This is a genomic window from Cytobacillus oceanisediminis (assembly GCF_004366035.1).
Taxonomy (GTDB): Bacteria; Bacillota; Bacilli; order Bacillales; family Cytobacillaceae; genus Cytobacillus; species Cytobacillus oceanisediminis_C.
In genome coordinates, this window is the sequence record NZ_SOEE01000002.1 from 439,540 (window position 1) to 451,954 (window position 12,415).

The 12,415-nt window shown below is 38.1% G+C and carries 16 protein-coding genes and 1 pseudogene; 12 read left to right on the top strand and 5 right to left on the bottom strand.

What is annotated here, in order from left to right:
* The first annotated feature begins 9 nt into the window (after nucleotides 1-9).
* From phnC to htpG, 4 genes are all read left to right on the top strand, one after another.
* Nucleotides 10-783, top strand: coding sequence for a phosphonate ABC transporter ATP-binding protein (gene phnC, locus DFO72_RS06495; protein ID WP_113880852.1), 774 nt, complete (start codon nucleotides 10-12; stop codon nucleotides 781-783).
* A gap of 56 nt (nucleotides 784-839) precedes the next feature.
* On the top strand, nucleotides 840-1,433 hold the full coding sequence (locus DFO72_RS06500) for a polysaccharide deacetylase family protein (RefSeq protein ID WP_166672430.1): 594 nt from the start codon (nucleotides 840-842) through the stop codon (nucleotides 1,431-1,433).
* 112 nt (nucleotides 1,434-1,545) lie between these two features.
* On the top strand, nucleotides 1,546-2,481 hold the full coding sequence (locus tag DFO72_RS06505; protein WP_113880850.1) for a phosphotransferase family protein: 936 nt from the start codon (nucleotides 1,546-1,548) through the stop codon (nucleotides 2,479-2,481).
* A gap of 118 nt (nucleotides 2,482-2,599) precedes the next feature.
* Nucleotides 2,600-4,477: a molecular chaperone HtpG gene (gene htpG / locus DFO72_RS06510; protein WP_113880849.1), complete on the top strand. Its 1,878-nt coding sequence runs from the start codon at nucleotides 2,600-2,602 to the stop codon at nucleotides 4,475-4,477.
* 51 nt (nucleotides 4,478-4,528) lie between these two features.
* Here the strand turns inward: htpG and DFO72_RS06515 are convergent, their stop codons facing one another.
* Nucleotides 4,529-4,777: a hypothetical protein gene (locus DFO72_RS06515; RefSeq protein WP_395858135.1), complete on the bottom strand. Its 249-nt coding sequence runs from the start codon at nucleotides 4,775-4,777 to the stop codon at nucleotides 4,529-4,531.
* Between DFO72_RS06515 and DFO72_RS06520 the strand changes: the two are divergent.
* The 4 genes and pseudogenes from DFO72_RS06520 to DFO72_RS06535 form a co-directional block, all read left to right on the top strand.
* Nucleotides 4,772-4,919, top strand: a pseudogene (locus DFO72_RS06520) (hypothetical protein); the annotation flags it as partial. The gene DFO72_RS06515 and the pseudogene DFO72_RS06520 overlap by 6 nt on opposite strands.
* Nucleotides 4,920-5,094: 175 nt before the next feature.
* Nucleotides 5,095-5,547: a YndM family protein gene (locus tag DFO72_RS06525; protein ID WP_113880847.1), complete on the top strand. Its 453-nt coding sequence runs from the start codon at nucleotides 5,095-5,097 to the stop codon at nucleotides 5,545-5,547.
* A gap of 33 nt (nucleotides 5,548-5,580) precedes the next feature.
* Complete coding sequence (locus tag DFO72_RS06530; RefSeq protein ID WP_113880846.1) at nucleotides 5,581-5,922, top strand: hypothetical protein; 342 nt, start codon at nucleotides 5,581-5,583, stop codon at nucleotides 5,920-5,922.
* Between the two features lie 124 nt (nucleotides 5,923-6,046).
* Nucleotides 6,047-7,411, top strand: a complete 1,365-nt coding sequence (locus DFO72_RS06535) for an amino acid permease (protein WP_113880845.1) — start codon at nucleotides 6,047-6,049, stop codon at nucleotides 7,409-7,411.
* Between the two features lie 191 nt (nucleotides 7,412-7,602).
* Here the strand turns inward: DFO72_RS06535 and DFO72_RS06540 are convergent, their stop codons facing one another.
* The 3 genes from DFO72_RS06540 to DFO72_RS06550 all read right to left on the bottom strand — a co-directional run bounded on the left by DFO72_RS06540 (nucleotide 7,603) and on the right by DFO72_RS06550 (nucleotide 8,957).
* Nucleotides 7,603-8,460, bottom strand: coding sequence for a DUF421 domain-containing protein (locus tag DFO72_RS06540; RefSeq protein ID WP_113880844.1), 858 nt, complete (start codon nucleotides 8,458-8,460; stop codon nucleotides 7,603-7,605).
* A gap of 20 nt (nucleotides 8,461-8,480) precedes the next feature.
* The gene (locus tag DFO72_RS06545) at nucleotides 8,481-8,687 is read right to left on the bottom strand and encodes a DUF1657 domain-containing protein (RefSeq protein ID WP_009334652.1); all 207 of its coding nucleotides are present in this window, start codon (nucleotides 8,685-8,687) and stop codon (nucleotides 8,481-8,483) included.
* Between the two features lie 66 nt (nucleotides 8,688-8,753).
* On the bottom strand, nucleotides 8,754-8,957 hold the full coding sequence (locus tag DFO72_RS06550) for a DUF1657 domain-containing protein (RefSeq protein ID WP_009334653.1): 204 nt from the start codon (nucleotides 8,955-8,957) through the stop codon (nucleotides 8,754-8,756).
* 254 nt (nucleotides 8,958-9,211) lie between these two features.
* On the opposite strand from DFO72_RS06550, the gene DFO72_RS06555 reads away from it, so the two are divergent.
* The 3 genes from DFO72_RS06555 (at nucleotide 9,212) to DFO72_RS06565 (ending at nucleotide 11,288) form a co-directional block, all read left to right on the top strand.
* A complete protein-coding gene (locus DFO72_RS06555; protein ID WP_113880843.1) occupies nucleotides 9,212-9,769 on the top strand; it encodes a YkoP family protein in 558 nt (185 codons plus the stop codon).
* An 83-nt stretch (nucleotides 9,770-9,852) separates the two neighbouring features.
* On the top strand, nucleotides 9,853-10,668 hold the full coding sequence (locus DFO72_RS06560; RefSeq protein WP_243856094.1) for a metallophosphoesterase: 816 nt from the start codon (nucleotides 9,853-9,855) through the stop codon (nucleotides 10,666-10,668).
* Nucleotides 10,669-10,886: 218 nt separating this feature from the next.
* Entirely contained in the window at nucleotides 10,887-11,288 is a 402-nt protein-coding gene (locus tag DFO72_RS06565; RefSeq protein WP_113880841.1) for a hypothetical protein, read from the top strand.
* A gap of 69 nt (nucleotides 11,289-11,357) precedes the next feature.
* Here the strand turns inward: DFO72_RS06565 and DFO72_RS06570 are convergent, their stop codons facing one another.
* Nucleotides 11,358-11,990 carry a TVP38/TMEM64 family protein gene (locus DFO72_RS06570; RefSeq protein ID WP_113880840.1) on the bottom strand — a complete coding sequence of 211 codons (633 nt, stop codon included), beginning with the start codon at nucleotides 11,988-11,990 and terminating at the stop codon, nucleotides 11,358-11,360.
* 164 nt (nucleotides 11,991-12,154) lie between these two features.
* Between DFO72_RS06570 and DFO72_RS06575 the strand changes: the two genes are divergently transcribed.
* A complete protein-coding gene (locus tag DFO72_RS06575; RefSeq protein WP_113880839.1) occupies nucleotides 12,155-12,391 on the top strand; it encodes a hypothetical protein in 237 nt (78 codons plus the stop codon).
* Nucleotides 12,392-12,415 lie beyond the last annotated feature (24 nt).

Below are 12,415 nucleotides of genomic sequence, written 5' to 3' on the forward strand. Positions count from 1 at the left end.
AGGCCTGAAATGCTTGAGATTCGAAATATAACAGTCCGTTATGCCGGCATGAAGCATAATGCCCTGAATTCCATAAACCTGACGATCCATCCTGGTGATTTTGTTTGTGTGTTAGGTAAAAGCGGTGCTGGAAAATCCACTTTAATCCGCTGTTTAAACGGTTTGCAGACACCATCATCTGGGGAAATCATCTGGGATGGCCTATCCTTTTCTGCACTGAGTGATGAACAGCTTCGAAAAATCCGCAGGGAGATGGGAATGATCTTTCAGCATTTTAATTTAATTCCCCGATTGACTGTCCTGCAAAATGTTCTGACAGGCATGTTCGGCTACAGGAACAGCTTCAAAAATCTTATTGGATGGTTCACAGATGAAGAAAAAGCTCAGGCTGCACAAGTCATTGCAGAGGTGGGCTTAGCCGATTTTGCCAATCGCAGGGTCGAGCATCTTAGTGGAGGGCAGAAACAGAGAGTCGGCATTGCAAGGGCTCTCCTTCAAAAGCCAAGTTTCCTTCTAGGCGACGAGCCTGTTGCGAGCCTGGATCCGGGAACTTCAGACCGCATATTCAGCTTGCTTCAGGAGATGCATGAGCGTCATAGGCTTCAAACCATTATAAATGTCCATGATGTTCAGTTAGCTAAACGATATGCAACCCGCATTATCGCTTTAAAAGATGGGGAAGTCGTTTTTGATGATAAACCAGAGCAGTTTACAGACGATATGTATGCATTTACATATGATGCTGAAAGTTATGGCGAAAAGTCATATATCCGTTCGACTTAGTAAAGGAGGAAGAGGAAATGGCCAATTGTCCATGAGTAGTGGATAGCTCGAACGTCGTGTACGTTTCGAATGACCCTGATATCAAACTATTTAATGAAGGCCATACATCGAAGAAAACAGTGGTATTGACCTTTGATGATGGACCAGGAAGAGTTCTTCCGGAAATATTGGATATCTTGAAGGAAGAGAATGTTCCAGCTGTATTCTTCTGGCAATCCAGGCTTTTATACCCTCAGCGTCCGTGGGGAAGAGTCATGGAAGAAGGTCATCAGATAGGTACCCACTCTTCAAAGCATTCCAACTATGTTAACCTGACTCCACATGAACAAATCCAGGATCTCCGCAACAGCAAAACTAAGATTGAGTCCATCATCGGCCAGGAAGTGAAGCTATTCCGGCCCCCATATGGGCAGTACAATGAACACACTATAGCTGCAGCCAAACAGCTTGGGCTATCAACCATCATGTGGAGAATCTCGTCAATGGACTGGGAGCTCAAAGAACAGCCTGAACAAATTATCGCAAACGTCATAGAGAACCTGGAAGAGGGAGCGATCATTCTTTTGCATGAATTAGCCCAGACTGTTGAAGCTCTTCCTGCTTTAATTGCTGAGATCCGAAATAAAGGCTATGAATTCAGTTTGCTCTAAAAAGTATCCTTGTGCAGGATACTTTTTTTGTGCAATGAAAAAAGCAGTATTTTTTTAAAAGCAGATTGATATATATTGTGGAGATAGGATGCAATTAAGGGGGAGCGCCAGCTTGTTTACTAATATTGTGACTTCAAACGGGACTCTAAATGACCGTTTCATTTTAAGAAGAGAGAACTTATATCAGGGAGCGAACGGCCGGTTTGTAGAGCGTTTTTTTATTGATGCGTCAAAAAGCTATATTTTCAAACCTCTGACAAACAATACTCAGCTGGGAAAAGAAGTGTGGATTTTCGAGAATGTCCTGGCAGAACTCCCGCTAAAGTTTCCAAAAATCCTGTCGTACTCCGTTCAAAACAAACTAAGCAATAATTGGATTATTTTAGAAGACCTTGGCACCATTACACATACTTTTGATCCCAAAATTGCACTGGAAATAACTGCATTAATGGCCAAATGGCACTCTTTGCCCGCTGAGCGGTTTTCCCATGCACAGCTGAAAGGTCCTAAACCGCCTATTGAGGAGATGGCAGACCATATTCTGCAGAACAAAGAGAAAGTTTTTACTATTCTTAGGTTACATAATGTTTCAGAGCGTTTAGGCAATATCATTTTCAGCGCATTTACCAGTAAACCCTTTTCCGCTGTGAAGGTTCTTTGCCATGGGGATTTGCACCAGGGGAATTTTGGGTATGCGGGCGATAAGACAGTGGTTCTGGACTGGGAACATTGCCACTTGAACACACCTTTTTGGGATTTGTTCCATTTAATCGATATTTCACATCCTGATTTCCCTAAGCCTAATAACCATATTTTGCGAAATATGGTTCTGGACTGTTATTGTGAAGAAATTCAGATTTCTGCTCCTGACAGGAAAAAATTCAAACAAGAATATTATTTGTTTTCGGCTGTTTATTCGGTTTGGATGATGTTGCTAATACAATCAGATTTAGACAATCAAAGAGAGAAATGGACTCCAGAACAGCTTTCGAGGCAATTAAAAGAGACAATACGCAATCTTATTGAATGTGCGGAAGAAATCATTTAGAACGAAAGTCAGTTCATGCTGATTGACACAATTTAACTAATATGATATTTAAATATTGTTTGGCACTCTTAAGACTTGAGTGCTAAAGTAAGGAATATTTGAAAGGGGAGAGACTAACATGGAAACAAAACAGTTTCAGGCAGAATCCAAGAGATTATTGGAAATGATGATCAACTCCATTTACTCTCAAAGAGAGGTGTTTCTAAGGGAGCTTATTTCCAACAGCAGCGATGCGATCGATAAGATCTACTATAAAGCACTTACAGACGATTCCTTAACGTTTGACAAAGAGAGTTACTACATAAAGGTCGTTCCTGATAAAGGGAACAGAACATTAACAATCAAAGATACAGGCATTGGAATGACAAAGGAAGAGCTGGAAAACAACCTTGGCATCATTGCTAAAAGCGGTTCTCTGGCTTTTAAGAAAGAACAGGAGATTAAAGATGGCCATGATATTATTGGCCAATTCGGCGTAGGATTTTATGCGGCATTCATGGTCGCTGATGTTGTAACTGTGATCAGCAAAGCCCTTGGCAGTGAACAGGCGTACAAATGGGAATCCCATGGGGCGGAAGGATATACGATTACGCCATGTGAAAAAGAGGCAGTCGGAACTGATATTATCCTTAAGATAAAAGAAAATACGGAAGATGAAAGCTTTGATGAATACCTCGAAGAGTACCGCTTAAAATCGATCATAAAGAAATACTCAGACTTCATCCGCTATCCAATTAAGATGGATGCAGCAATCAAAGAACCAAAAGAAGACGCTGAGAATGAGAATATAGGAAGCACCGAAGAGCAAACCATCAATAGCATGGTTCCAATTTGGCGGAAAAATAAGAGTGAACTGACAGACGAAGATTATGAAAAATTTTATCAAGAAAAGCATTATGGCTTCGACAAGCCTGTAAAGCATATCCATATTAATGTGGATGGCACAATCCGCTATAATGCAATTTTATATCTTCCTGAGAATATTCCATTTGATTATTATTCAAAGGAATATGAAAAAGGCCTCGAGCTATATTCCAATGGCGTATTAATTATGAATAAGTGCGGAGACCTTCTGCCTGATTATTTCAGCTTTGTAAAGGGTATGGTGGACTCTGAAGATTTATCACTTAACATTTCAAGGGAAATGCTTCAGCATGATCGGCAGCTGAAGCTCATTGCGAAAAACATCAGCAAAAAGATTAGAAACGAACTTCAAAGTCTGATGAAAAATGAGCGGGAAAAATATGAACTATTTTATAAATCGTTTGGAAGACAATTAAAATATGGTGTATACAGCGATTTCGGAACTCATAAAGAAATGCTCCAGGATTTATTGTTGTTCTATTCTTCAAAAGAAAAGAAATTAGCATCACTTGATGAATATATATCAAGGATGAAGGATGACCAGAAATATATTTATTACGCAGCTGGTGAGTCACATGAAAGAATAGAAAAGCTCCCGCAAACTGAACTTTTGGCTGATAAGGGTTATGAAATACTGTACTTTACAGAAGATATTGACGAGTTTGCCATTAAGATGCTTATGACCTATAAAGAGAAGGAATTCAAGTCTGTCTCAAGCGGAGATCTCGGCATAGAGAATGAGGATGAAAAGGTATCCGAATCAGAAGAAAAAGAACATAAGGAATTGTTCAGCAGCATGAAAGAAATTTTGTCAGGAAAAGTGACTGATGTACGAATTTCCAAAAGGCTTAAAAGCCACCCGGTTTGCCTGACAGCTGATGGAGAAGTCACCATTGAGATGGAAAAGGTCCTTAGCAGCATGCCGGATAATCAAGACGTAAAAGCAAATAAGGTTTTGGAAATCAATTCAAACCATGAAGTCTTCCAAGTCTTAAAAAATGCTTTGGAAAATGATAAAGAAAAATTATATCTGTATACAAACCTCCTATATAACCAGGCGCTGCTGATTGAAGGCCTTCCTATCAGTGATCCTGTGGAGTTTACGAATGATATTTGCAAAGTAATGGTTTAACAGAACGTTGTAACAGCCCGAATCAATCGGGCTGCTTTTTTTTGTACTCAATTATTGCTGGCGGAAAAAACCTGCATAATTGAATAGCGAACCAGTCTGAAATTGACTCTGGTTATTAAAAGGCTGCTGCATTGCTGAAAGACTTCCTCCAGCCATTTCTTGTCCAGTAAGCTGTCCCTGCATTTGATTGCAAATGTGTACGACTTCCTGGCATCGCTGATTGGCTAAATCATGGCTTTGCAGGCTTTGTTCAATTAATTGGGCAGCCTGCTTTTCACGTAGGAGGCTGTTAATATGCATACAACTCAACATGGAATACAGCAGGCAAGTCAAGCCAGGCAGCTTGCTCAGCAGCTGATTCAGCAGACACAGCAGGGAAGCCAGCAATATCGTATGATGCTTCAGCAGGAACAGGAGAACATTCAAATGCTTGAGCAGATAATGTTTTGGGACAATTGCCCCTTTGATATATTTCTCATTGCTCAACACCAGCACACTAGAAAAATAAATCAATAAAAGGAATCATTTTCTTACGCCAAGTAACTTAATTCAAGTGCAGCTATATATGGAATAATTTTTGTGCTAATAACCAGACTAACAACTAAAGGAGGGAGATTATGCAGCATTCCAAGGCATTGGCTCTAAAATTTCCCGCAAGTTTTGTTCTCTTATATATCATTCTCGGAGTATTCTTTGGAATGAGCTTTGTAAATGTATTTATTATAACAGCCATTCTGGGCATTACAGCTTATATTCTTGGTGATATGCTCATACTCCCAGGGAGCAGCAATGTAATTGCAACGGCAGCCGACTTTGGATTGGCTTTTTTGCTCATCTGGTTTTTGAGTTCAATTTTAACCAATGGTTACAATCTTATTGCAATGTCAATAGCCGCAGCTCTTGGAGTCGCATTATTTGAATATCTATTCCACTTATTTTTGCTCAGAAATATGACAGAAGCAAGTAATGAAAAAGGCACTATTAACCAAGGAAATCTCCGCTTTAATACTGAAGTTTCCGAGGACTTAACACCTGTTAGACCGGATGTAAGAAGCGAAGAGGATAAATAACACATTCTGAAAGCTCTTGGAAAGGGGATTATTATGTCAGTTTTCGTTTACCAGACATTTGAAGTAAAGCAGGACAGTTTTGTTGAAGCTTTAAAAAACATGAGAATGATCCAAAGCTACCGAAACGAGAATTATCAGCATGAGGTTGAGCTATTATCCCCCATTTCAGGAAAAGACCATACTTATGCTTTTCTTTTCAAATATGAAGGTCTCGCTGAAATGGAGCTTCAAAACAGAAAGATGTTTGAGGATGAAGAATATAAAAAGCTAATCGAACAATTCTTCCTACAAGATATTGTCCAGGGCAGCATGAACACACAGATGTTCAGATCTGTTACAGGGTTAAAAAGCGACAGTTCAGAACAAAAGAAATAAATGCTTTGGCATCATCCTTTACAGATTTGAACGGAAGCCGATCACCAAAAGGAATCGGCTTATTTATTTGAATTGAAAACAAAAGAACGATTAACAGCCTTAGAAGCTAAACAGGAGGTACACCATGGACTTTTTTCTTCCCAGCGGAAAATCCTCAAAAAAAAGTGAATCCGGTGACCTAAAATGGTGGCAATTATCATTAATAGGTGTTGGCTGTACGATTGGGACCGGTTTCTTTCTCGGTTCCGCCATCGGCATTAAGATCACCGGACCATCCATTGTATTTTCATTTATATTAGCGGCACTTGGAACCTATATCGTCTATAATCTTTTGGCTAAAATGACAGCTGAAGACCCTCAGGAAGGATCTTTTTGCTATTACGCTAATAAAGCCTATGGAAAGTGGGCAGGTTTTAGCTGCGGCTGGAATTACTGGTGCTCAAATATACTTATCATGGGAAGCCAATTAACCGCGCTCTCCATTTTGACAAGATTTTGGTTTCCTCATGTGCCCCTTTGGGTCTTTGCAGCCGGTTATGCCATCCTCTCCATTATAGTGGTATTAACAGGCAACAAAGGTTTTGACAAGGTGGAGGACCTGTTTGCAGTTATTAAAACAGCAGCCATTATTATGTTTATCATCCTCGCAGCCGCTGCTTTGTCCGGAGTGATTGATGGAGATGCCAGGCATCCCGGATTCCCCGGTTCTTCAGGGGATTGGTTTCCTGAAGGCTTTAAGGGCTTCTGGTCATCCTTGATTTATGCTTTTTATGCATACGGAGGAATTGAAGTTATCGGGCTAATGGCAACAAGGTTAAAAAAGAAGGAGGATGCACCCAAGGCGGGCATCATTATGCTGATCGTTCTTGTCATCATCTATGTCATTTCTCTTGGCTTAGCCGTGTATATGGCTTCACATGGTGCTTTTAATGAAAAAGAGAGTCCTTTTGTAACTGCAATGGATAAGTATAATCTGGCCTTCTTCCCACACGTTTTTAATGCAGCAATCATTATTGCCGGCTTCTCTACGATGACCGCTTCGCTGTTTGGAGTAACAGCCTTACTGGTTACTATGGCTAATGATGGCGATGCTCCAGCGGTATTTTCAAAAAAGATAAAGAAATGGAAGGACCTTCCTTTACCTTCACTGGGATTGGCTACAGCCGGTTTAATTGCATCCATCGTAACCGCCTTATTGCTGCCAGGCAAAATATATGAGTATATCACTACTGCTGCTGGTATATTAATTTTATTCAATTGGTCATTCATCATCATTTCAGCTCTTCGGATTCTGGAAAATAAAGTGTTCGGAAAGATAATGGCTGCGGCGGGATTGCTTCTGATCCTGGCTGCGGTAAGCGGCACATTAATTGAAAAGTCAATAAGGCTTGGATTTTTTGTCAGTTTAATATTTGTGGCATTAATAGCGATCGTGGCCTTAATTATGCAAAAAAAAGTATGGAAAAAAGAAGGCGGGAGCAGCTGTTAACAATAAGAAACAAACACCAGTTTTCATTCTGGTGTTTGTTCAGTTTTTAGACACTGGCAGCCGTTTTATATAAATATCTGCAAGAAATAACCGAAAAGGGTGGTTAAAGGAATTCACTAAAATATCATTGCAGAATTTTAAATATAGGAAGAGGGCGGACTCTGTTTTTCAAGTCCTCTTGATGGACAAGATTACTTTAAATATGGGGATAATTTCTGAATGATTTGATTCAGTTTAAGAGTATTTTTTTCATACATTTGTTGTGCCTTCTTGGAATCAGTCTGCAGGGAAAACACTTCGAGGTCAGCTGCACACTTTTTTATCATTGCCATAAGCAGAGGACGCTGTTGTGGTGCAGGAACCTTTAGTGAATCATCAAAAATATCTACAGTCAGTTCTCCATAAGAATTAATTTGACCCAAAAAAATGTTATCAATAGTCAAACCCAGTTTTTCTATCTCCATGTAAAGCCATTTTCTCGTTTTCCCTGACTCAGCAAGGGGATCGTTTAGAATTTTCCCATCCATAATAACCGTTTGCGGCTCTTTTTCCTGAGGCAAATTCAATTGAAGATCCTTTGGGGTAAGCGGCTGGTTTTCTTTCTTCAGCATGATGCTAAGGTCTCCGCGCGGCTCTAAAACAGCAAACTCCACATCTGCTGTTTTAAAAACATTTTTTTGGCGAAGCAGGGAGGATAAATCATCAATCGAATATCTTTCTTTTTTTAAATTATCTTCTAATATTTTTCCATCTTTAATAAAGATTGTACCTTTTCCTTCAAAGAAATCACGGAAGCTTTTACTCTTAAGCGAGAGAATATCAGCAAATAATGTAACCAGACCAAAAATCAAAATAGAAAAGATTCCGCTGGCCCAGTGGTTATCCAGCCCCATAATAATTTCACCGGCTATACTTCCTATTGTAATTCCTGATACATATTCAAAAAATGAAAGCTCTGATATTTGTTTTTTTCCTATCAGTTTGGTTATAGCAAATAAAACACCTGCGAATAAAATAGAACGTGCACCAATAAGCAGCCATTCAGGCATATTTTCATCTCCAAGTTCAGTTAGTTTGGTTTATATTGCGGTTCCTCAAACTCTATAACCTTTTTTCGGTGTTCAAGATCAGTTTTTATCTCGCTAATTTCCAGCATTGATTCATGGAATAGGCGCTTTGCTTCTTCATCCATTGAGGTTAAAGCCAGGTTTGATAACTGTGCTTCTATAGAACGTATGGCTGCAAGACATTGATTTACATTCGAAGCAATTGTCATTGGGATCACACCATTCAAGATAGAATTAATAATTGAAATAGGGCCGGCATATGCCAGCCTGTTTGTCTACTGATTATATTGTGGTTCCTCTTGCTGAATCTCTTGAAGCCTTGGTTCAAGGCTGTCAATAATCGATTGTGTTTGCTGTGCGGCATTCTGATACAGCTGCTTAGCATTTTGGTTTTCCGTAGCCAGTGCAAACGTTTCAAAGCTGGCCTGTGCGCTCTTCAAGCCAACAATTGCTTGCTTTACTTGAGTTCCAACTGTCATCTTTAATTCCTTCTTTCAAATGAGAAATAAACTACACAATATATTATTACTTTTTATTGAATGCTTATGTAATAAACTTCATACCAAATTCAGTAAGCTTATCATATAGGGCGATCTGGATCTCCCTTGGAAGACCTGGCTGCAAGCTGCCATATTAAAAAGGCACTATATCCGTTCATTTCCATAATTAAAATTACCATTAGATTAACATCCTATTTACTATAGCTTATGAAGGAGGGGGACCTAAATAAATCATGTTCCGTAATATTTTATTATCAATATGGATATTCCTGGATCCTTTTTATTATCCTTTTACCCGGTTACAGCATCTTACAGCAGATCCGGAAAAAGGAGGAGTTTTTCGCGTGAGGCTAACAAAATATAAAGGGAATGACATTCAATTATCTGACGGTGCTATCATAAGAAAAAATGATCTTTTACTTAAAATTCATCTGCATAATGTCAGGCTGTTAAATGATTTTAACTATATGACAAATGAATTATTAAAAGGAAGAGCCATCTATAAACGTGTTAAGGATTCTATGCCGCTTTTGACTGCATTTATCCTCAACCATCCAGAAGAAACGAAAATAAAAGGGGTTATTGGCATCACCCTTATAAACAAGGGATTCAGCGCGCTTGGGTTTGAATGCATACCTCCAAAAAATAAACTTTACTGCTGGTTTAAAAAAACATTTCAATTGCCTATATATTTTTTGTCGTATTCAAAAATTTCTGCTGCAAATATTAAAAAGCATCGCACTGTTTACTTATTGATGTCTAAAGAAAACCTGATTAATAAATATAAATAAAAGATGCAGACTGTTTCCTCTAACTCCCACTAGGACTGTCCCCTCAATCCCCTTATACTTTGAAGGAGGGAGGGGATATGAAAATGGCATTATTTTTCACTTTAATTTTGTTCTCCGTTTTCTGTTATATTATTTACAAAGCCAATAAGAACACAAAGAATGTAACGATAAATTCAATTTCCGTTTCCCGTCCTAATATCTCAGTTTCGGGAGATAACATAAAAATTCTTCATATATCTGATATGCACCTAGAAAATATATCTGTCAGTCCGGATGAATTATTTAAGATGATCTCAAAACAGCCAGTGGATCTAATTGCTCTTACAGGCGATTTTCTTGACCGCAAACGAAGTATTCCTAAACTTGCGGGCTATCTCCATGCACTGAACAAGACAAATCCAAAGCATGGCATGTATGCAGTCTTTGGTAATCATGATTATGTTTTAAAAGGCCATAACTTTGAAACATTGAAAAACACACTAGAAGAAAATGGCTGTAAAACACTTCAAAATGAGCATGTGTCGATACAAGTTAATGGGGAAAAATTAAACATCATTGGAATTGATAATTACAGTACCAGACACAGTGATGTAAAAAAGGCCTACGAAGGCGTATTTGAAGGCTGTAATCTAGTTTTGACACATGATCCCAATATTGTATTAGAGATGGAAAATATTCCTTTTGATTATTTATTATCAGGGCACTTTCACGGTGGGCAAATTCATTGGCCAAAGCCGTATCATTTGATAAAAATGGGTAAGCTTGTCCGCATGAAAATGGTTAAAGGTCTTCATTATCATAGCGGAAAGCCTTTTTATATAAGTGAGGGACTGGGCCAGACAGGGGTCAATATCCGTATCGGCAGCCGTCCTGAAATCACTTATCATGAAATATCTTAATGCATTTCTAAACCTTGCCCAATAGGCAAGGTTTTTTAGGCGTATAATAAACATGTACAATCAGTAATTTACAAAAAAAAAAATTTATGATATGCACAAATATTATTTACAAACCCATTAAAATTTTTGCCAGCATATTAAAATCCCTAAAAGTAAAAATTATAATGGGAGGGACGTATGATGGTTCCTTCTTATTACTTAAAGGGGAGTGCTTAAACTTGAATAACTGGATAAATGCGATTTTTAATATGGGCAGAATGCAGCCATTTTTAAATATGTTTGGAAGAAAGAGAAGAAGGAACAGAGGAATGCTATGGGGATCTTTAATTAGCCTTGGTTTAAGTGCAGCTGCATATGGCTTTACGAGAAATCGAGGCAGAAATATGGCTCGTCCGTTTCAAAACTTAATGAATAATACAGCCCAAATGACAAATTTCCAGAAGCCAAATATGGCGGGGCTAACTGAGTTTGCAGAGGAATTAACATCGAATAAGAACCCGATAAACAACAAATTCAATAATACTGCCCAAACGACAAATTTTCAGAAGCCAAATACGGCGGGATCAACTGAGTTTGCAGAGGAATTAACATCGAATAAGAACCCGATAAACAACAAATAAAGAATAGCATAGCAGCCCACGTATTTTGTGGGCTTTTTTTCATTTATATAATTTTACTTCAATATTGGATCATCTTTTTGATTGATCCAGCTTGTTATGGAACCATAATTTATAACAAAGGAACAAGCAGAGAAGAAATAATAGATACCAAATTACTCCCAGCAAAAAATTATGAAGTGATAAAAACAATTGCTCGCCGCTGTATGCAAGCATAAACATAGGAGGCAGCATTCCGATTGCAGTAGCTATAAAAAAATGCCTAAATGGAATATCAGCTATTCCACAATAGATATTAAACACCAGAGGAGGGATAATAACTATCATTCGTCCAAACAAAATAGCCATAAATGCATTTTTTTCAAACAGGTACTGAAATTTATTAATTGCTTTATACTTTCCTAAGTAGGCAGTGAAATAATTCCTGAAATAGTATCTTGATAAAAAAAAGTAAATTGCCGAAGTCAAAAGAATGCCAAACCAATTGATCAGCAGACCAACCATCGCACCAAATTTAACTCCCATTAATCCTGCAAATAGAGTAAATGGCAAGAAAGGAATAGAGGCAATCATGACAGAAAATAAAAACATTAAGGGAAGCCAAGATGGGTCACTGGTTCGCATCCATTCTAAAAAGTAATCTTTATTGGTCATTCCAACGATCAATAAAATGACATATGCTAATACAATCCACCATCTGCGCATCAAATTTGCTCCTTAATTATATCCCTAAATCTAATCATTCCCGGCTTCCTTAATTTCAGTATGCTTATTTTATTGAAAAGAAATGTTTCACCTGGACAAAAAACATTTCTTAAAACCCATCATAAAATAACATCAAGTAAAAAATGGGGGAGGCAGTTAATAAAATGCACTATTTTCAAAATATGAATTATGGTTCCTATATTCCATACAGAGATATAAAAAACGAGACCTTAATGATTGTAAAACCATTTGTAAATTATGGCTTAACAGAAGCAAAATTTACTTCAATTTCTCATGCAATGACTGAGGTTGCAGCCATTGCGTACTTGCTTGGAAAAGGCTATAATCCGCAAACAGCTTATAAATTGGTGGAATCCTGGGAGGTTAATGAATCATTCTAAATTTAGCATACGAAGCTTTTAGAA

Bases quoted from the DNA above. Each gene is read 5' to 3' on its own strand.
- DFO72_RS06530 (WP_113880846.1), top strand. From the start codon at position 5,581: ATGTCAGTTTTCGTTTACCAGACATTTGAAGTAAAGCAGGACAGTTTT.
- DFO72_RS06560 (WP_243856094.1), top strand. From the start codon at position 9,853: ATGGCATTATTTTTCACTTTAATTTTGTTCTCCGTTTTCTGTTATATT.
- DFO72_RS06575 (WP_113880839.1), top strand. From the start codon at position 12,155: ATGCACTATTTTCAAAATATGAATTATGGTTCCTATATTCCATACAGA.
- phnC (WP_113880852.1), top strand. From the start codon at position 10: ATGCTTGAGATTCGAAATATAACAGTCCGTTATGCCGGCATGAAGCAT.
- DFO72_RS06570 (WP_113880840.1), bottom strand. From the start codon at position 11,990: ATGCGCAGATGGTGGATTGTATTAGCATATGTCATTTTATTGATCGTT.
- DFO72_RS06535 (WP_113880845.1), top strand. From the start codon at position 6,047: ATGGACTTTTTTCTTCCCAGCGGAAAATCCTCAAAAAAAAGTGAATCC.
- DFO72_RS06515 (WP_395858135.1), bottom strand. From the start codon at position 4,777: ATGCATATTAACAGCCTCCTACGTGAAAAGCAGGCTGCCCAATTAATT.
- DFO72_RS06555 (WP_113880843.1), top strand. From the start codon at position 9,212: ATGTTCCGTAATATTTTATTATCAATATGGATATTCCTGGATCCTTTT.
- DFO72_RS06525 (WP_113880847.1), top strand. From the start codon at position 5,095: ATGCAGCATTCCAAGGCATTGGCTCTAAAATTTCCCGCAAGTTTTGTT.
- DFO72_RS06540 (WP_113880844.1), bottom strand. From the start codon at position 8,460: ATGCCTGAATGGCTGCTTATTGGTGCACGTTCTATTTTATTCGCAGGT.
- htpG (WP_113880849.1), top strand. From the start codon at position 2,600: ATGGAAACAAAACAGTTTCAGGCAGAATCCAAGAGATTATTGGAAATG.
- DFO72_RS06550 (WP_009334653.1), bottom strand. From the start codon at position 8,957: ATGACAGTTGGAACTCAAGTAAAGCAAGCAATTGTTGGCTTGAAGAGC.
- DFO72_RS06545 (WP_009334652.1), bottom strand. From the start codon at position 8,687: ATGACAATTGCTTCGAATGTAAATCAATGTCTTGCAGCCATACGTTCT.